The 17124-nt window shown below is 70.0% G+C and carries 20 protein-coding genes and 1 pseudogene; 9 read left to right on the top strand and 12 right to left on the bottom strand.

The annotated features are described in order from the left end of the window. Positions 1-11: 11 nt before the first annotated feature. The 5 genes from E4V01_RS08335 to E4V01_RS08355 all read right to left on the bottom strand — a co-directional run bounded on the left by E4V01_RS08335 (position 12) and on the right by E4V01_RS08355 (position 3363). Complete coding sequence (locus E4V01_RS08335) at positions 12-896, bottom strand: metallophosphoesterase (RefSeq protein ID WP_135298032.1); 885 nt, start codon at positions 894-896, stop codon at positions 12-14. Continuing rightward, entirely contained in the window at positions 893-1792 is a 900-nt protein-coding gene (locus E4V01_RS08340) for a diacylglycerol kinase family protein (RefSeq protein ID WP_135298033.1), read from the bottom strand. The genes E4V01_RS08335 and E4V01_RS08340 overlap by 4 nt, the downstream gene beginning before the upstream one ends. A gap of 76 nt (positions 1793-1868) precedes the next feature. Next, positions 1869-2387 (bottom strand): DUF3016 domain-containing protein, encoded by a 519-nt coding sequence (locus tag E4V01_RS08345; RefSeq protein WP_135298034.1) that lies wholly within the window; start codon positions 2385-2387, stop codon positions 1869-1871. Further along, complete coding sequence (locus E4V01_RS08350; protein ID WP_060771690.1) at positions 2384-2599, bottom strand: hypothetical protein; 216 nt, start codon at positions 2597-2599, stop codon at positions 2384-2386. The genes E4V01_RS08345 and E4V01_RS08350 overlap by 4 nt, the downstream gene beginning before the upstream one ends. Before the next feature lie 212 nt (positions 2600-2811). Next, positions 2812-3363, bottom strand: coding sequence for a helix-hairpin-helix domain-containing protein (locus tag E4V01_RS08355; RefSeq protein WP_060771689.1), 552 nt, complete (start codon positions 3361-3363; stop codon positions 2812-2814). Positions 3364-3717: 354 nt separating this feature from the next. On the opposite strand from E4V01_RS08355, the gene E4V01_RS08360 reads away from it, so the two are divergent. Beyond that, a complete protein-coding gene (locus tag E4V01_RS08360; protein WP_060772406.1) occupies positions 3718-4911 on the top strand; it encodes a patatin-like phospholipase family protein in 1194 nt (397 codons plus the stop codon). Positions 4912-4923: 12 nt separating this feature from the next. Here the strand turns inward: E4V01_RS08360 and E4V01_RS08365 are convergent, their stop codons facing one another. From E4V01_RS08365 to E4V01_RS08385, 5 genes are all read right to left on the bottom strand, one after another. Continuing rightward, on the bottom strand, positions 4924-5172 hold the full coding sequence (locus E4V01_RS08365; protein WP_135298035.1) for a hypothetical protein: 249 nt from the start codon (positions 5170-5172) through the stop codon (positions 4924-4926). Positions 5173-5540: 368 nt separating this feature from the next. Next, complete coding sequence (locus E4V01_RS08370; RefSeq protein ID WP_060771687.1) at positions 5541-5669, bottom strand: hypothetical protein; 129 nt, start codon at positions 5667-5669, stop codon at positions 5541-5543. 101 nt (positions 5670-5770) lie between these two features. After that, entirely contained in the window at positions 5771-6940 is a 1170-nt protein-coding gene (locus E4V01_RS08375; protein WP_135298036.1) for an MFS transporter, read from the bottom strand. Positions 6941-7016: 76 nt separating this feature from the next. Then, positions 7017-8015: a GNAT family N-acetyltransferase gene (locus E4V01_RS08380; RefSeq protein ID WP_135298037.1), complete on the bottom strand. Its 999-nt coding sequence runs from the start codon at positions 8013-8015 to the stop codon at positions 7017-7019. Positions 8016-8227: 212 nt separating this feature from the next. Continuing rightward, positions 8228-8614, bottom strand: a complete 387-nt coding sequence (locus E4V01_RS08385; RefSeq protein WP_135298038.1) for a DUF2267 domain-containing protein — start codon at positions 8612-8614, stop codon at positions 8228-8230. Between the two features lie 147 nt (positions 8615-8761). Between E4V01_RS08385 and E4V01_RS08390 the strand changes: the two genes are divergently transcribed. The 8 genes and pseudogenes from E4V01_RS08390 (at position 8762) to E4V01_RS08425 (ending at position 15120) form a co-directional block, all read left to right on the top strand. After that, on the top strand, positions 8762-10321 hold the full coding sequence (locus E4V01_RS08390; protein WP_135298039.1) for a helicase HerA-like domain-containing protein: 1560 nt from the start codon (positions 8762-8764) through the stop codon (positions 10319-10321). A gap of 46 nt (positions 10322-10367) precedes the next feature. Continuing rightward, positions 10368-11300, top strand: coding sequence for a pirin family protein (locus E4V01_RS08395; RefSeq protein ID WP_135298040.1), 933 nt, complete (start codon positions 10368-10370; stop codon positions 11298-11300). Between the two features lie 263 nt (positions 11301-11563). Then, positions 11564-11872: pseudogene (gene rplU / locus E4V01_RS08400) on the top strand (50S ribosomal protein L21); the annotation flags it as partial. Between the two features lie 132 nt (positions 11873-12004). Continuing rightward, on the top strand, positions 12005-12271 hold the full coding sequence (gene rpmA / locus E4V01_RS08405) for a 50S ribosomal protein L27 (RefSeq protein ID WP_003603089.1): 267 nt from the start codon (positions 12005-12007) through the stop codon (positions 12269-12271). Positions 12272-12459: 188 nt separating this feature from the next. Next, positions 12460-13059, top strand: a complete 600-nt coding sequence (locus E4V01_RS08410; protein WP_135298041.1) for a GNAT family N-acetyltransferase — start codon at positions 12460-12462, stop codon at positions 13057-13059. Next, positions 13056-13535, top strand: a complete 480-nt coding sequence (locus E4V01_RS08415; RefSeq protein ID WP_135298042.1) for a hypothetical protein — start codon at positions 13056-13058, stop codon at positions 13533-13535. Before E4V01_RS08410 ends, E4V01_RS08415 begins: the two co-directional genes overlap by 4 nt. 36 nt (positions 13536-13571) lie before the next feature. After that, on the top strand, positions 13572-14606 hold the full coding sequence (gene obgE / locus E4V01_RS08420) for a GTPase ObgE (protein WP_060771681.1): 1035 nt from the start codon (positions 13572-13574) through the stop codon (positions 14604-14606). Positions 14607-14673: 67 nt separating this feature from the next. After that, positions 14674-15120: a hypothetical protein gene (locus tag E4V01_RS08425; protein WP_060771680.1), complete on the top strand. Its 447-nt coding sequence runs from the start codon at positions 14674-14676 to the stop codon at positions 15118-15120. 72 nt (positions 15121-15192) lie between these two features. Here the strand turns inward: E4V01_RS08425 and E4V01_RS08430 are convergent, their stop codons facing one another. Then, the gene (locus E4V01_RS08430; RefSeq protein ID WP_060772404.1) at positions 15193-16128 is read right to left on the bottom strand and encodes a LysR family transcriptional regulator; all 936 of its coding nucleotides are present in this window, start codon (positions 16126-16128) and stop codon (positions 15193-15195) included. A gap of 501 nt (positions 16129-16629) precedes the next feature. Next, positions 16630-16920 (bottom strand): formate dehydrogenase subunit delta, encoded by a 291-nt coding sequence (locus E4V01_RS08435; protein ID WP_135298043.1) that lies wholly within the window; start codon positions 16918-16920, stop codon positions 16630-16632. Between the last annotated feature and the right edge of the window lie 204 nt (positions 16921-17124).

Consider the following 17124-nt stretch of genomic DNA (forward strand, 5'->3'; position numbering starts at 1 on the left):
AGGCCGGGCGGTCAGCGCCCGGCCGGCTCCGCCTCATCCACCCGCGCCTCCGCCGGAGCAGACACGGAAGCATCCTCCCGCACATCTTCGAAGGCCGCCCCGGTCCAGACCCGCACGGTGACGGTGGCCCGCCCGTCCTCGATGACGATGCGGTTATAGGCGTTGGGCTCGTTGCCGCGCAGCCGCGTCGAGGTGGCCGAGCCCGCTTGCACGGCGAGCAGCCGCGCGCCGCCCGCCCGCGCCGTACCCCGATCCACGCTCACCGAGCCGGGTTCGATGCCGGTCTCGGGTGCCTCGGCGAAGCGGGAATAATGGCGGTGGAGATGACCGGCGAGCGTCAGCCCGACGCTGTGGCGGCGAAAGGCGTCGAGCGCCTCGTCGGCGCGCCCGACGAGGCGGGCCTCCGCGTCCCAAGGCGGCGGCATGAACGGATGGTGGCCGACCACGATCCGGAAGACGTGGCCCGGCAGCGCCGCCAGCCGCTCCTCGGTGCGGGCGATCTGCGCCCGGGTGATCTTCCCTTGAGACCAATCCGTCTCCGGCGCCCAGGTCCGCACCGTGTTGAGGCAGACCACCGCGATCTCGTCGTCGAGAAAGGTTGGTTCGGTGTCCTTCGCGATGAAGCGCCGGTAGCGTCCGAACGGATGGAAGAACCGGGTGAAGAGCTTGAAATAGGCGATGTCGTGGTTGCCCGGAACCGCGATCCAGGGCGCGGTCAGCCGGTCGAGGAAGGCGCGCGCCGCGACGTATTCCTTGCGCCGCGCCCGCATCGTGAAGTCGCCGGATGCCACGATCAGGTCCGGCGGATCGCGGTTCAGCTCGGCCACGAGCGCCTCGACCACCGCCGGATCGGTGCGTCCGAAATGCAGGTCGGAAATGTGGGCGACCCGTCTCACCGGACCGGCTCCGGCACGATCACGGTGAGGGCACGGGGCATCAGGCGGTAGCGCAGGGGCGGGGCGATCAAGCGAACCTCTCCATCGTTCATCACCCGTAACGCGCGCCTCCGGGCGGAGACGACGAAGCGAGCCGCGGCGCGGCGCTCCAGGCCCGGCTCATCGCGCCAGCGACCGAACCCGAACCCGAGCGCCAGCCGGGCGAGGCGCCACGGCGAAAGCCGGCGGGCGATGTAAAGCGTCAACTCACCGCCATCGACCTGGCTCCGTTCCAGAATCTTTCCCAGGCCCTCGGCGTAATCGTTGTTGACCACCGCGAGCAGGCGCACGCGCAGCCGTGTCCGCCGCCCGCCGGCCGAGAGCACCGCCGAGAGGCGCGGATAGGGACCGAGATGGCGCACCACCGCTGCCGAGAGCCGGAGCAGCGCCGGGATGCCGAGACGCCGCCCGCGAAAGGCCTCGCGGTGGCGGACCATGCGGGCGGGCATGCCGAGCACCGAGTTGATGAGGAAGGGGTGCCCGTTGACGCGGCCGACATCGACGGCACGGGTCTGCCCCGCCGCGAGCACCGCGATGGCCCCATCGAGGTCGAGCGGGATGCCGAGATCCTTGGCCAGCAGGTTCATGGTGCCGAGGGGCAGGATGCCGAGCGCCACGCCGCTGCCCGCGAGCATTCCGGCCGCGCAGTTGAGCGTGCCGTCCCCGCCCGCCACCGCCACGGCCGTGACGCCCGCCATGCGCAGGGCCGCCCGCAGGCGCTCGGGCAGGGGCAGGCTGTCGTCGGGCTCCGGTAGGAGGTCGAGGCCCGCCGTCCTCAGCCGTGCACGGATCGCGTCCGGCGTCAGGCCAGCGGCGAAGGCGCCCGACGCGGCGTTGGCGACGAGAACGATCCGCATGTCTCCCGACGTTCCCCAGCGTCCCGACGGCGCGGGGATGACAGACTCGGGCGTCGGGCGTGTGACGAAACCGGGATCAGCCCGGCGGCGGGCGGCGCTGCACGAAGCGGGCCTGGAACCAGTCCCGCAGCACCTCGCGCTCGTAGAAGAAGGTCTGACCGGACGAGAGGCGGTTGGCGCGGAGCAGGAAGTTGATGTCGCTGACGGTCTCCTCCGCCGCCAGCACCGTGCGGCCGCGCTCCTTCAGGGCGTAGCGCAGGCGGAAGCGGGGCGGGGTGATGTCGGTCACCACCCGGACGCCCTGGGCAGCGCCGAAGCTCGGCTGTTCGAGCCCGGCGAGGTCGATGTCGAGCACCGCGATGTCCAGCGTCTGGCCCGGCGCCAGAACCGGGTTGCCGAGCGTCTCGAACAGGCGGCGCATCTCGCCCAGCACGACCCGCGGCGACAGGCCGGAGCCGAAGCGGTTCTGGGCATCGGTGTACCGCTCGGGTGCGACGAAGGTCACCCGCACCTGCGCCGCCGCGGGCGAGACGGCGAGGGGCATGGACAGCGCGGCGGCCAGCACTGCGAGCAGGCCGAGCGCCGCCGCCCTCATTGCTGCGAGCGCTTGAGGATCGATTGCAGGGCGCGGGCGACCGGCTCGGTGATGGTGCGGCGGTACTTACGGTGAACGAGCTGGCCGTTGTGGTAGATATCCTGCTCGACGTAGAGCCGCTCACCATCCCAACGGACGATGTTGTCGGATTCCGCCGTCTCCTCGACGCCCAGATCCTGGCGGAGGATCGGTGCGCCGGATGTCGTTTGCATGGAGCGGCCTCGGCCTTCGTTTACGGGAACGTCTGCCCTGTTTAGGGCCTCGGCGCGCGCTGTGCCAGGGTTGGATGCAGGGTCCGGTGGACGGAAAGGCGATCCGCCGGTTTTTCCAAAGCGCACTTGTCGCTTGGTTGTCTCACGGTCGGCGATTTTCCACGAAACGCGCGCCCTTCGGCGGCGACCTCACTGCAACCTGATCAACCCGGTCACCGCACCGAGACCTGATCCTTGATGCGCTGGTAGGTGGCGCGGTTGAGGACGCGTTTGCTGAGAAGCTGATCGACGGAGGCGTAGGGACGGTGTTGGACGATCGTCCGGCCGATGGCGCCGCCGCCCTTCAGGCCGTTCAGCTCGGCAAGAGAGGCGGTGTTGAGGTCGATCAGGGCGACCGCGGCCGGTGGAGCGTTCTCCTCCGCCTCGGCCACCGGGTCCGTCTCGGGCGGCGCCGTCCGCGCGACGGGGGCGGGTGACGGCGCGGGATCGGCCGGCGGGGACGCGGGTCGGGCCGGCGGCGGCGCCTCGGCGACCGGTCGGGGCGGCTCCGGTGACGGCTCGGCCGGCTTCACCACGCGCACCGGCGCGGGTGGGGGCGGCGTCGATGCAGCGCCCGCCGGCCGGCCGGGTTTCACCGTCGCGGCGGCCGGCGCAGCAGCCTCGGAATCCGGGCCGTGCAGCCAGACCGACTGGATGATCCAGGCCAGGCCCGCCGCCGCCAGGATCAGGAGGAGAACCCTCAGGATCGCCGATCCACTCAGCATGAGCGCCGCCCGCCCGCAACGCGGACGCAGAAGGCGGTCGGGGTCTCGTGCGCGGCTCCGGACATCGTTGGCATCCTAACGTGCTGGCACGGCGCGAACATATGACAAATCCGAGAGATTTAGGCACGCCGCCATTTGGGCCGACCGACCGGCCCGCCGCGACAGTCCGGCGCAAGCAAACGCGTGCAAGAGGGGGCATCGAGACACGAGCCTGCGCGATGCCCCTCGCTCATGTTGTGGCAGCACGGCATCAGCCGGCGTCTGGGCGCAACGTGCCCGTGCGGGAACGCAATACGGCCAAGCTCGTTTCGTGTAAGCTTGCCCTGTTCCATCGGGCTTGTTCGGGTCATGTCGATGCTAAAAGGTTTCCGCTGGTCACGCCTGCTTCTCGCCGCGGCGGTTGCCGGGCAGGCTGCGGCCTGCTCGTCCCTGCCGCGGACGAACTACACGGAGAGCGAGGCGGAAGCCGCGACCGTGCCCGGCATGGTCGGCGTGCGGGCCTATGCCGATGCCGGCGCCGCCGATTTCGTGGCGATGGCTGCCGGCCCGCAGAAGAAGCGCCAGGCCTTCACCTATCTCGCGCTCTCGGGCGGCGGGGGTGACGGCGCCTACGGTGCGGGCGTGCTCAACGGCTGGACTGCCTCGGGCAAGCGGCCGGAATTCACCATCGTCTCCGGCGTCTCGACCGGTGCCCTGATCGCGCCCTTCGCCTTCCTCGGTCCCGCCTACGATCCCTACCTCACCGATATCTACACCAGCGGCGTCGCCGACTCGCTGGTGCAGAGCCCGAGCATCGCCAACGTACTGTTCGGCTCCGGCCTGTTCGGGGACGGGCGGCTGCGCAACCTGATTGCCCGCTACGTCACGCCCGAGCTGCTGCAGGCGGTCGCGGAGGAGCACGCCAAGGGCCGCCGCCTGCTCGTGGTAACGACGAACCTCGACACGCAGCGCGCCGTGATCTGGAACATGGGCGCCATCGCCGCGAGCGGCACGCCCAACGCAGTCTCACTGTTCACCGACGTGCTCACTGCCTCGGCGAGCATTCCGGCGGTGTTCCCGCCCCAGCTTCTCGACGTGCAGGCCGAGGGCCGCGCCTTCCAGGAGATGCACGTGGACGGCTCGGTGGTGACGCCGGTCTTCACCCTCCCGCAATCCTTCCTGGTGCGCGACGGGCGCTTCCGCAACGCGGGCAAGGCCGACATCTACGTGGTCATCAACGGCCGCCTCGAACCCGAATTCGAGGTGACCAAGAACAACACCCTGTCGATCGTCGAGAAGTCCTTCACCACCGCGAGCCGCGCCCGCTCGCGGGCGACGCTGGTGGCGACCGACGTGTTCGCCCGGCGCAACGGGATGGGCTTCAACCTGACCTACATCGACGAGAGCGCGCCGCAGACCACGACGGCGCGCGGCTTCGACACCGCCTACATGCGCAGCCTCTACCAGTTCGGCTACGAGGCCGGGCGCACGGGTCAGTTCTGGCAGCCGAGCGTGCCGGCGGCGCCGCTGGTCAAGAACGTGGTGCGGGAGGCGGTGGCGGGGCGCTGAAAGCCGCCCGCGTCACAGGGTGATACGCAGCGGCTCGGCGCTGAGGCGCACCGCGCCCGCACGGCGTCCGGTCTCGCCGACGGCGTACTGGAACGCCGCCTCGCGGCTGCGGAAATAGCCGCCGCCGAGGCCGTGGCTTTCGAGGGCGACCCAGCGGCCCTGACCATCCTGGCCGACGATGTAGGTCGGCAAGCTTCGGCTCGCATCGACTTCGACCGCCGGGGATGGGACGGCCGGGACACCGTTGTACAATGAGGACATGATCGCAGATCGGGTCGCGCGGTCCAGTCGCGTGAACCCGAGCCTTTACCTGTGAGGATTCGAGACCGAGAAGCGCCGGGGACATAAAGGCCCCATCCCGCCTTGGCCACCCCACAGGCCGGTCCCCAGGGTTGCGATCCCGGCAACCGGCGAGAAGCCGGCATGAAAAAGGGCCGCGCGGCCCTTTTAAGCCGCCGGCCCCTGGCTCACGCCCTGGCAGCGAGACCTCAAGCATCGTCCTGGATACCTGATCGAGGACGATGCTTGAGGCTCTTGTTTTCGCATCATCCTTTTTCCGAAAGCCGGCAACCACCTTTCGGGACGATGCTCTGGAGCCGTATCCGACATCAACTTCGCCGGAAAGCGCCCTACTTGCGCAGGATTTTGGTGACGAGGCGGCCGATCGGGGAGCTCGATCCGGCATTGCGGTCGTCGCGGGCGACGACGCGGTCGTCGGTGCCGAGGAGCTTGGTGACGAGGCGTCCGATGAGGCTCATGGGTCGGGTTCCTTCACGTCGCGAGGACGGGCAACGGTGCAGCTTCGACGAGATAACGAGCACCGCCGCCGCGGCGTTCCGTGCCCCTTCGCAAGCGATCCTCAGCCCGCGCCTCCGCGAACGAGACTCCGGACCACCGGCACGGCGTAGAGCGCGAAGAGCAGGCTGAGGGCCACGGCGAAGCCCTGCGGCGGCTGGAGGTCCATGCCGCCGCCGATGAGCGGGGGTCCGAGCATCAGCCCGGCATTGTAGAGCATCACGAAGGCGGCGTTGGCGCCCGCCAGATCCGGCCCGCGCAAGCTGGCTCCGAGATGGGCGAGACCCACCGTGTAGAGCGTGCCGACGATCCCGCCCCAGACGAAGAGCAGAGCGGAGAGCAGCGGCAGCGAGGCGGAAGCCGCCGGGATCAGGGCCGCCCCGAGCGCCCCCGCGAGGCTCGCGCCGAGGAGGACGAGGCGGCGGTCCACCCGGTCGGCGAGGAGGCCGACCGGGATCTGGAATAGCACGTTGCCGAGCGCCACCGCACTGACCAGGGCGGCGGAGATCTTCGCGTCGAGGCCGATGCGCAGGCCATAGAGCGGCAGGATGGCGAAGGCGCCCGCCTCCACCGCCCCGTAGAGGGCCGCGGCCAGCACGGCGAGCGGCGCGAGGCGCAAGTAGGCCAGGATGCCGCCCCCCCTGTCGTGCCCGAGATCGGGCGAGAGGTTGCGGGCCAGCACCAGCGGGGTGAGGCCGAGGAAGAACAGGGCCGAACCGGCGAGATACGGCGCGAAGCCGTCGGTGCCGAGCAGCGTGAGCAGGGTCGGCCCGATGGCGAAGCCGATGGCGAGCACGGTGGCGTAGATCCCCATCACCAGCCCGCGCCGCTCGGGCGGCGCCGCGTCGTTGATCCAGTACTCGGAGAGGACGAACAGCACGCCCATCGTCGTCGAGAAGACGAAGCGTAGCGGGAACCACAGGACGAGGTTCGGAAACAGCTTGAAGGCCGACAGGCACAGGCCGCCGAGCAGGATCGCCAGGATCAGCAGGCGCACCACCCCGACCCGCGCGGCGAGCCGCGGAACGAACGGCACCGTGAGGATCGCCGCGAACCCCGCCACCGCCGTGTTGAGGCCGATGACGACGCTCGACGCGCCCATCCGCTCCATTTCCAGCGACAAGAGCGGGATCGACAGGCCGAGCCCCGTGCCCACCACCGCCACGCAGGTGATCGCGGCGGCCATCGCGCCGAGGCGGTCGCGATCGGAGGGACGGGCGGAGACGGCGGGCATGACCTTCGAACAACGCGTGAGGGCTGCAGGGCGCTTGGCCTGAACCGGCTTCACCCCGCCCCGCAACCCGGCGCGGTCAGGCGGCGTGCCGATCCGCACCCGCGCCGAAATGGCCGATATAGCGCGCGGCGATGCCTGAGACCGGCAGCACCACGAGCACGTCGGTGGTGCCGAACTGGCGGTCCACCACCGCGCCATCGCCGAAGGTCGCCCCGACCCGGAGATAGCCCTTCACCAGCGGCGGCAGCGCCGTCAGCGCGGCCTTGGGATCCACCGCCTCCTTCGCCAGCCGGTCCATCGCGACGTAGCGCTCCGGCAGGGCGCGGGCCCGCCACACCTCGGGGGCGCGGGCGTGGTGGTGGAGGAAGCTCAAGGGCAGCGCCAAACGCTCCGGGTCGGTGCCCTCCAGGCTGGCGCAGCCCAGCATCGCGTCGATGCGATGGTGCTGCACATAGGCCCAGATGCCGTGCCACAGGAGTTCGACGGTGCGCTTGGTGCGGTAGGGCTTCAGCACGCAGGAGCGGCCGAGTTCGAGGAAGCGCTTGCCCGGATGGCGCTCCAGCAGCGGCGCGAGGTCGTACTCGCCCGAGGAGTAGAAGCCGAAATGCGCCTCCGCCCGGTCCTGCCGCAGCAGCCGGTAGGTGCCGACGACTTTCGGGCGAGCCTTGCGGAAAGGCTTTGCCTCGGTCGCGGCGTGGTCGATGACGAGGAGGTGGTCGCAGATCGCGTCGTAGGCATCGACATCGCGGCGCTTGAGCGCGGCCATGCCGGTCGGCACCGCCGACATCTCCTCGTAGAACACGCGGTAGCGCAGGCGCTGCGCCCGGCGGATCTCAGACTTGGTGGTGGCGAGCCGCACTTCCAGCGCACCGATCCGGCCGAGGCTGGGGTCGAGCCCCGGTTCGAGCAGAGGGCGCTTGGCCCTGTTCTTCAGGAGGATCGGCGCCCCGCCGGGCAGGGCGAGATCGCCGCCTTCGAAGGTCTGGCGGAAGCGGGCGAAAGGCGCCTGAACCTTGGTCTCCCAGCCGGCCTTCCACGCGGCCGTGGCCTCGCGCGGGGAAAAATTCGGCAGCATGATCGACACGATCCCGTCGCGGGAGGCCGCGCGATGCGTCCTCTTGCGCGGCGACAACATCACGAAGGCCGCACGCTTTTATGACGGAGATCTGCGTGCCTTGACAGAGACTTGCGCGAAGCCGTTGCCAGGCTCCGCGCGAAGTTCCCGTGGTAGCCGGCGAATGAAAACCGGCTAACGATCACAAGGGTTTAGGGCAAGATCCTGCCGTCTCAGACGAACTGGTTCAGGCCCGGGATCGAGCCGACGATCGGACCCATGACGTCCTCGCCGGCCTTCTCACGGCCATAGGCGAAGAGTTCGTGGCCGAGCGGCTGCATCTGGTTCATCGGCACGCCGGCCGAGATCAGCTTCTGGCCGAGCGCCATCACGCCGCCGCCCATCATGCCGCCGAGCATGCCCATCAGCCCGCCGCCGCCCTCGCCGGCATTGGCCTCGGCGATCGCCGTCTCGGAGCCCGGAAGCGCGGCCATCAACTGGCTCACTTCGTTGGCCGGCCCCTCCTTCTGCAGGAAGGCGAGGATGTGTCCGATCGCGGTCTTGGCGGTCGCGGCGTCGAGGCCCGTGCGATTGATAACGCGGGCAATCAGCTCTTCCATGAAACGCTTCCTCTCTGGCAGGTTTTTCGTCTGTCCGACGCGGCGGCGGCGAAATCAAGGGTTGCCGGTGTCCGGGGCCCTGGATCGGGCGCGCGGCCCGCCATACCCTGTCGGCCACGACGGTCACGGTTCGAACGAGGTCGGGAAATGGCGGGCGAAGGGACGATTCTGGTCGGCCGGAGCACGGGGCCGCGACCCAAGCCCGAGGTGCTAAGCCTGCGGCTGGCGAACCGCCACGGCCTCGTGGCGGGCGCCACCGGCACCGGCAAGACCGTGACGCTGCAGGTGCTGGCGGAGGGGTTTTCCAACGCGGGCGTCCCGGTCTTTGCCGCCGACATCAAGGGCGACCTCTCGGGGCTCGCCGCCGCGGGCGAGGCCAAGCCGCATTTCGTGAAGCGCGCCGAGGAACTCGGGATCGCCTACGAGCCCGACCGCTTCCCCACGATCTTCTGGGACGTGTTCGGCGAGCAGGGCCACCCGATCCGCTGCACCGTCACCGAGATGGGCCCGCTCCTGCTCGCCCGCCTGCTCGAACTCAACGACATCCAGGAGGGCGTGCTCAACATCGCTTTCCGCGTCGCCGACGAGAACCAATGGCCGCTGATCGACCTCAAGGATCTGCGCGCGCTCCTCACCTTCCTGTCGGAGAACGCGAAGGAACTGTCGGCCACCTACGGCAACGTCTCGAGCGCCTCGATCGGCGCGATCCAGCGGGCGCTGCTGGTGCTGGAGAACCAGGGCGCCGACCAGTTCCTCGGCGAGCCTGCGCTCAACCTCGAAGACTTCATGCGCACCGACCGGGAAGGCAGGGGCTTCGTCAACATCCTGGCCGCCGACAAGCTGATGCAGCGGCCGCGCCTCTACGCCTCGTTCCTGCTGTGGATGCTCTCCGAGCTGTTCGAGCAGCTTCCCGAGGTCGGCGACCTCGACAAGCCCAAGCTCGTGTTCTTCTTCGACGAGGCGCACCTGCTGTTCAACGACGCGCCCAAGGCGCTGCTCGATGCGGTGGAGCAGGTGGTGCGCCTGATCCGCTCCAAGGGCGTGGGCGTCTACTTCGTGACGCAGAACCCGCTCGACGTGCCCGAGACGGTGCTCGGCCAGCTCGGCAACCGGGTGCAGCACGCGCTGCGCGCCTTCACGCCCCGCGACCAGCGCGCCGTGCGCGCCGCCGCCGAGACGTTCCGCCAGAACCCCGGCTTCGATGTCGGCCAGGCGATCACCGAACTCGCCGTCGGCGAGGCGCTGGTGAGTTTTCTGGAAGCCAAGGGCACGCCCTCGATCGTGGAGCGGGCGCTGATCGCGCCGCCGCAGGGGCGGGTGGGGCCGCTGACGCCGGCCGAGCGCGCCGCGATCATCGGGCAGAGCCCCCTGCGCGGAAAGTACGACGAGGCGGTCGACAACGAGAGCGCCTACGAGATGCTGTCCCAGCGCAAGCACCTCGATTCCGCCCCGGCGGAGGCCGCGGGCCAGAGCGAAGGCGGGCTCTCGGGCATGCTGGGCGGCTGGCTCGGCGGGATCTTTGGCAGCGGCGAAGAGGCTCCCAAAGGCAAAGGGGCCGGCAAGGCAACCGGGCGCACCCGCCGCCCGCCGCCGGGTCTGGCCGAGCAGGTCATCGGCAATGCCGCCCGCTCCATGGCGCGCAAGGTCGGCACGGAGGTGGGCGACGCGATCCTGCGGAACGTGCTGGGCGGGCTGACGAAGCGGTAGCCATCACGGGCCGGCCGCCGGCCGGCTCAAGACCGAGGAGGTGAGGATGAGCTGGAACCCGGCCCTGGAACCCGGATGCCCGAATGCCGTCGGGATCGACGCGATCGAAACCCTGATCGTTCCCCGCGCCCACGACCTCGGCGGCTTCGAGGTGCGCCGGGCGCTTCCGGCACCCAAGCGCCAGACGGTCGGCCCCTTCATCTTCTTCGATCAGGCGGGGCCGGCCGAGTTCATCACCGGCAAGGGCGTCGATGTGCGCCCGCACCCGCATATCGGGCTCGCGACCGTCACCTACCTGTATCGCGGCGAGTTCCAGCATCGCGACAGCCTGGGCACGAACCAGACGATCCTGCCGGGTGCCGTGAACTGGATGGTCGCCGGCCGCGGTGTGACGCATTCCGAGCGCACGACGCCGGAAACCCGCCGGGCGCCCCACAGCCTCTACGGGATTCAGACCTGGGTCGCGCTGCCCGAGAGCCACGAGGACGCGGCGCCGAGCTTCGAGCACCACGGCAAGGCCGCCTTGCCCATGATCGAGGACGGCGGCGTGAGCCTGCGCCTCATCCTCGGTCACGCCTACGGCGAGCGGGCGCCGGCCCACGTCTTCTCGGACACCTTCTACGCCGACGTGGTGCTCGCGCCCGGCACGCGCTTCCCACTGCCCGACGACCACGAGGACCGCGGGCTCTACGTGGTCGAGGGCTCGGTCTCCATCGCCGGACAGGCGTTCGAGGCCGGCCGCATGATGGTGTTCCGCCCCGGCGACCGCATCACCGTGGCCGCCGGCCCGTCCGGCGCCCGCCTGATGGCGCTCGGCGGCGCCACCCTGAACGGTCCGCGCTACATCTGGTGGAACTTCGTCTCGTCGAGCCGCGAGAAGATCGAGGCGGCCAAGGAGGAATGGCGGCGGGGGGCCTGGGGAGAGGGGCAGTTCGACCTGCCGCCGGACGACCGGGCCGAGTTCATCCCGCTCCCCTGAACGCGCCCCGCTCCTGACCGCGTCCGGGACGCCGCGCCAGGGCGATTCGCCGACGGGCGACGGTCACGAGCCGATACGAGCGGCATTGACACGCTGGCCGCCACCGACTATCCGGCCGGCACCGCGCGGCTTCCTCGACGAAGTCCGCGCGTTTCGCGTTCGTGCGCCCACGGCCCAGCCTGACCCGCGCGGATGACCTGAACAAGAAGACGGCCCAGGCGCCTCACGGCGCCGGAGGTCGGCAGAGAACACGAGAGACAACGATGTTCGCAGTCATCAAGACCGGCGGCAAGCAATACCGCGTTGCCGCCAACGACGTCATCACCGTGGCCACCCTCGAGGGTGAGGCCGGCGCCGCCGTCACCTTCGGCGACGTGCTGCTGTTCACCGACGGCGATGCCACCCAGGTCGGCACCCCGCTCCTGTCGGGCATCGGCGTCACGGGCGAGATCGTCCAGCACGGCCGCACGCGGAAGGTCATCGCCTTCAAGAAGCGCCGTCGCCAGAACTCGCGCCGCCGCCGCGGCCACCGTCAGGACTTCACGGTCGTGCGCATCACCGAGATCAGCGCCGGCGGCAAGACCTCGAAGGCCGAGCCGCGCAAGACCCGGAAGGCCGAGCCGGCCGCCGAGTCCGCCCCGGCCGCCGCTGAGTAATCAGCCGCCCGTCCGAACGCAGATCCAGCAGAATTCCGGAGCAATCCCATGGCACACAAAAAAGCAGGCGGCTCATCCCGCAACGGCCGCGACTCCGCCGGCCGGCGCCTCGGCGTCAAGAAGTTCGGTTCCGAGGCCGTGATTCCGGGCAACATCATCGTGCGCCAGCGCGGCACGAAGTGGCACCCCGGCACGAATGTCGGCATGGGCAAGGACCACACCCTGTTCGCCCTCGTCCCGGGCAAGGTGCAGTTCGAGACCCGGCGCGGCCGCGATTTCGTAACCGTAGTGCCGCTGGCCCAGGCCGCGGAGTAACGGCGGACGCTTGTCGCTGACGACGAAGCGAGCGTCCCGCCGGTGTCCCACACCGAACCGGCGGACGAGTCGCTAAGGCTTCACGCGAAGCTTCGAGCGGATCGGAACACGGGGGAGGATGGGGCACCATCCTCCCCCTTCGTCGTCCCGGACGGCGCCCTCGCGCGCCCTCGCATGACCGGCTCACGATGTTTCCCGATCTCACCCGCGACGACGTTTTCCGCATCGAGACGCGACGGCTCTGGCTGCGCTGGCCCATGGCCCGCGACGCCGAGGCCGTCTCCCGGCTCGCGGGTGATCCCGCGGTGGCCGGGATGACCGCGCGGCTGCCGAGCCCGCTCCCGCTGCACGAGGCGGAAAGCTTCGTGATTCGGGCGCGCGCCGCGAACACGGCCGGGGAGGGGCTGATCATGGCCCTGTGCCGACGGGCGGCGCCCGCGAACCTGATCGGCGTGGTCTCGGTCACCGGACGGCCCGACGAGCCCGAGCCGCGCCTCGGCTACTGGCTCGGCACGCCGTTCTGGGGCGAGGGGCTGATGACCGAGGCGGCGCTGGCGCTGGTGGACGCCGCCTTCGCCTATGCGGGGCAGCCGGCGCTCGTCTCCGCCGCGATGATCGGGAACCGCGGCTCGCAGCGCGTGCTGGAGAAGTGCGGGTTCCGCCGCACCGGGGAATCGGCGCCCGTCTTCGAGGCACGCGGCGGCGCCGTTCCGAGTTACGATTTCCGGCTCGACCGGGGGACATGGCTCGACCGGCGCGGGATGGCAGTGGGAGGCCGCTCGGCATGAGGACACGGACGGTCGCCGGCCTCGGGGCCGGCCTCACCGCGATCGCCCTCGGCAGCCTGATCTTCGCGATCACCCGCGAGGTGCCGCCGCCGCCGATCGAATCCGCGGCAGCGCCCGCCCCGAGACCTCGGGGCGAAACCCGGCTCTACTGCGAGTTCTACAATTTCGCCGGCCGCACCCCGAAGGTCGGGTTCTACTTCGCCAGCCCGGCGGGTGGCGGAACCGCGTACGGGCAACTGTTCCAGCGGGAGGCGGACGGGTCTCAGACCCTGTTCGACGAACGGCCGACCTGGACCTATGCTCGGGACGGCGAGGCGCCGACCCTGCGCTCGCCCGACGGCGCGATCCAGATCAACCTCTACGGCGACGGCGGCGCCAACGGCCGCCAGCCGGATGCCGGCGGATGGTTCGAGGCGGGCCTGCGCAGCATCCAGTACCTCAATCTCGACGGCCAGTGCCGTCGCACAGAAAGCTGACCGGCCCTCCCGGTCCAGAATCCAAGGCGAAGCACCGTGAAATTCCTCGATGAAGCCAAGGTCTACGTCCGCTCCGGCGACGGCGGTCCCGGCTGCGTCTCGTTCCGGCGGGAAAAGTTCATCGAGTTCGGCGGGCCGAACGGCGGCGATGGCGGACGGGGCGGCGATGTCTGGATCGAGTGCGTGCAGGGCCTCAACACCCTGATCGACTACCGCTACCGGCAGCACTTCAAGGCGAAGAAGGGCGAGCACGGCATGGGCTCGAACTGCCACGGCGCCAAGGGCGACGACGCGGTGCTTCAGGTGCCGGCGGGCACGCAGGTCTTCGCCGAGGACGGCGAGACGCTGATTGCCGACATGACCGAGGTCGGCCAGCGGGTGCGGCTCGCCAAGGGCGGCAATGGCGGCTTCGGCAACGCCTACTTCACCACTTCCACGAACCGGGCGCCGCGCCACGCCAATCCCGGCCTGGAAGGCCAGGAGATGTGGCTGATCCTGCGCCTCAAGCTCATCGCCGATGCCGGCCTCGTCGGCCTGCCGAATGCGGGCAAATCGACCTTCCTGGCGACCGTCACCGCCGCCAAGCCGAAGATCGCCGACTATCCCTTCACCACCCTCCATCCGGGCCTCGGCGTGGTGCGCTCGGACGAGCGCGAGTTCGTTCTGGCGGACATCCCCGGCCTGATCGAAGGCGCGCATGAGGGCGTCGGCCTCGGCGACCGGTTCCTCGCCCATGTCGAGCGCTGCCGGGTTCTGCTCCACCTCGTGGAGGGCACGACCGAGCATGCCGGCAAGGCCTACAAGCTGGTGCGGCGTGAATTGGAGGCCTACGGCCAGGGCTTGTCCGACAAACCCGAGATCGTCGCCCTCTCGAAGGCGGATGCGCTCGATGCCGAAACCCTCAAGCAGCAGCTCGCCCGGCTGAAGCGGGCGGCGGGCGGCAAGCCGCTGGTGCTCTCGGCGGCCTCGGGGCAGGGGGTGCAGGAGGCTTTGCGCGCGATCCAGGCGCAGCTCGATACGCAGGGCGCAGAGGAAGCGGAGGCGGAGCCCGCCGAGCCCTGGCACCCGTAAGCGGAGCGGCGCTACGCCTCAGCCCGACCCGGCGACGGGGTTTGCCGGTTTGCCCTACATCGGATGCATGCGCAGCACCCTCGCCCTCCTCTTCGCCCTCGCCGCCTCCCCCGCCATGGCGGAGGATTCCTGCACCGATCTGATCGATCGGGTGCAACGGGCCACGAGCGCGACGGTCGCCGAGCGGAGCGCCGACTTCGCCCGGTTCGAAGCCGGGCCGCAGACCTCGCTGACGCTCTCGTGCGCAGGCGCCGACGCCTCCTCCGTCGGCGCGCAGTACAAGGGCGAGACCCCGCCCGAGGCTTACGACACGCTGTTCGTGCAGGCGGGCCATGCCGTCACGGGGATCGCACCGGATCGGCTGCGGGACGCCACCCGGCAGGCCCGCGCGAGCGCGCAAGCCAAGCGCCACAGCACGGTCGAGGTGGACGGCGCCCGCGTCACCTGCGCCTTCATGCGCAAGGAGCAGGGTCCGCTCACCCTCTGCGCCGTGATCCAGCGCCCCGGCGCCTGAGCTGCCAGACGTTGAAGCGGGGCGCTGCCCCGCCCCCTGCCGAAGGGATGATCCCTTTGGGGTCTCGGAATGTCAGCTTGGACCGGACCCGTGCAGTACCGACGGGACCGGATCCTCGCCGTCGAGGGTCCGGGCCACGGCGCGGGCGACGTTGACGAGGGCCGTCACCATGGGTGTCGCCGGATCGCGGCGCGGGGCGACGAGGCCGATGGCATGGCGCAGGTCCGGCTCCACGATCGGGATCGCGCGGAGGCCCTCGGTCGGCCCCAGCGCGTCGGCGAGGATGGCCGGCATCACGCTCGCCCATTGCAGGGTGCGCACATGGGTCATCAGCACGACCATCGAATTGGATTCGAGCGTCGGCGCCGGCTCGCCGCCCGCGGCCCTCATCTGCTGATCGATGATGCGGCGGTTCTGCATGTTGGGGGTCAGCAGGCAGAGCGGGATCTTCGCCAGCTCCGCCCAGGTGACGCTGGCCCGGTCGTCGTAAGGGCCGCCGGCCGCGGTCAGGAGCTGGTAATGCTCGGTATAGAGCGGCACGGAGATCACGCGCCCGAGGGGCTCGTTGTCGAGATAGGTCAGCCCCGCATCCGCCTCGAGGTTGTCGATCAGCGAGAAGATCTCTTCCGAGGTCGTGGACAGGACGCTGAAGCGCACGTTCGGGTAGCGGGCCCGGTAGGGGGTGGTCAGCGCGGCCACCATCGGCAGTGCCGTCGGCACCGCGGCGATCCGCAGATGGCCCGATAGACCCCTGCGGAGCGCGGCCACGTCGTCCTGCATGGCGCGGGCGTCGCCGACGATGCGGCGGCCCCAGACCAGCACCCGGTCCCCCTCGGGCGTGAAGCCCTGGAAGCGCGAGCCGCGCTGAACCAAGCGCACGCCGAAACGGTCCTCCAGACTCTTCACCCCCGCCGAGAGGGTCTGCTGGGTCACGCCGCAGGTCTCCGCGGCACGCCCGAAATGCTGTTCGCGGGCAAGCGCCAGGAGGAATTCGAGCTTGTCGATCACGGTGTCCGTCCTGCCCGCGCGGTGCGGGCGGGGCGGACGGTAGGCCGGGGGCGCGGCGCGCTCAAGCAACCACGCGTCCTGACACCCTGCCTTGGAGCATCGTCCCGAAAGGTGGGTGCCGGTTTTCGGGAAAAAGATGATGCGAAACCAAGAGCTTCAAGCCTCGTCCTGGATCAGGTATCCAGGACGAGGCTTGAGCGGAACAGGATCAGCGCTTTGGAAAGCCGAATCCAGATGCCCCACAGGATCGGCAGGCCGACCGGCGCCCAGGCCAAGATCGGAGCATATCCGTCAGCTGAGCCAGTTCTCAACAATCGGCGAGGCGTGCCGCTCCGTCACCGCGCCGGCCGAGGGCGACGCGACCCCGCCCTCCGAAACGGAGGTGCAGCACGGGAGGCGTCGCGTTCGAGATGAGCTTGAAACGGGGCAGCATCCCGGCTTCGTCCGGATGCCGTGCGGGTGCGATGATCGGGGCCCGCTCGGATCCTGCAGGATCAGGCATCAACCCGCGTCGCTGGCACCCTCGCCCACGAGCTGCGGATTACGGGTGGCCGGACGCACCGGGCTCTCGACATTCGGCTCCTCATGAAGCGCCCGATGGACGAGCGCGTCAAGTCGCTCGCCGGCCTCTTGGGCGTAGCCTTCGAGGTCGCGGCGCATCTTCGGCGTCCAGAACGCCACGATGTGCTTGTGGATGCCCGAGACCGCTTCCTCCTCCGGGTAGGACCGGAAGAACAGAGCGATCTGGTTGGCCATCCGCACCAGCTTGTCGTTGGGATTGGTCGCGCTCATGCCCGCACTCGGCTGTGTCTGATTGGAGAGCGCTCCCTCCCGCTCCCTCATCCTGAGGTGCCGCGCGAGCGGCCTCGAAGGAGGGGTCCAGGGATCATAGCGCGTTCTGGAGCCCTCCTTTCGAGGCCTCCACTTCGCTCCGGCACCTCAGGATGAGGGACAGGATCGGACGTCTGGGGGGCGGGCGAAAGCCCGCCCCGTCGG

The sequence above is a fragment of the Methylorubrum sp. Q1 genome (assembly GCF_004683995.1).
Classification (GTDB): Bacteria; Pseudomonadota; Alphaproteobacteria; order Rhizobiales; family Beijerinckiaceae; genus Methylobacterium.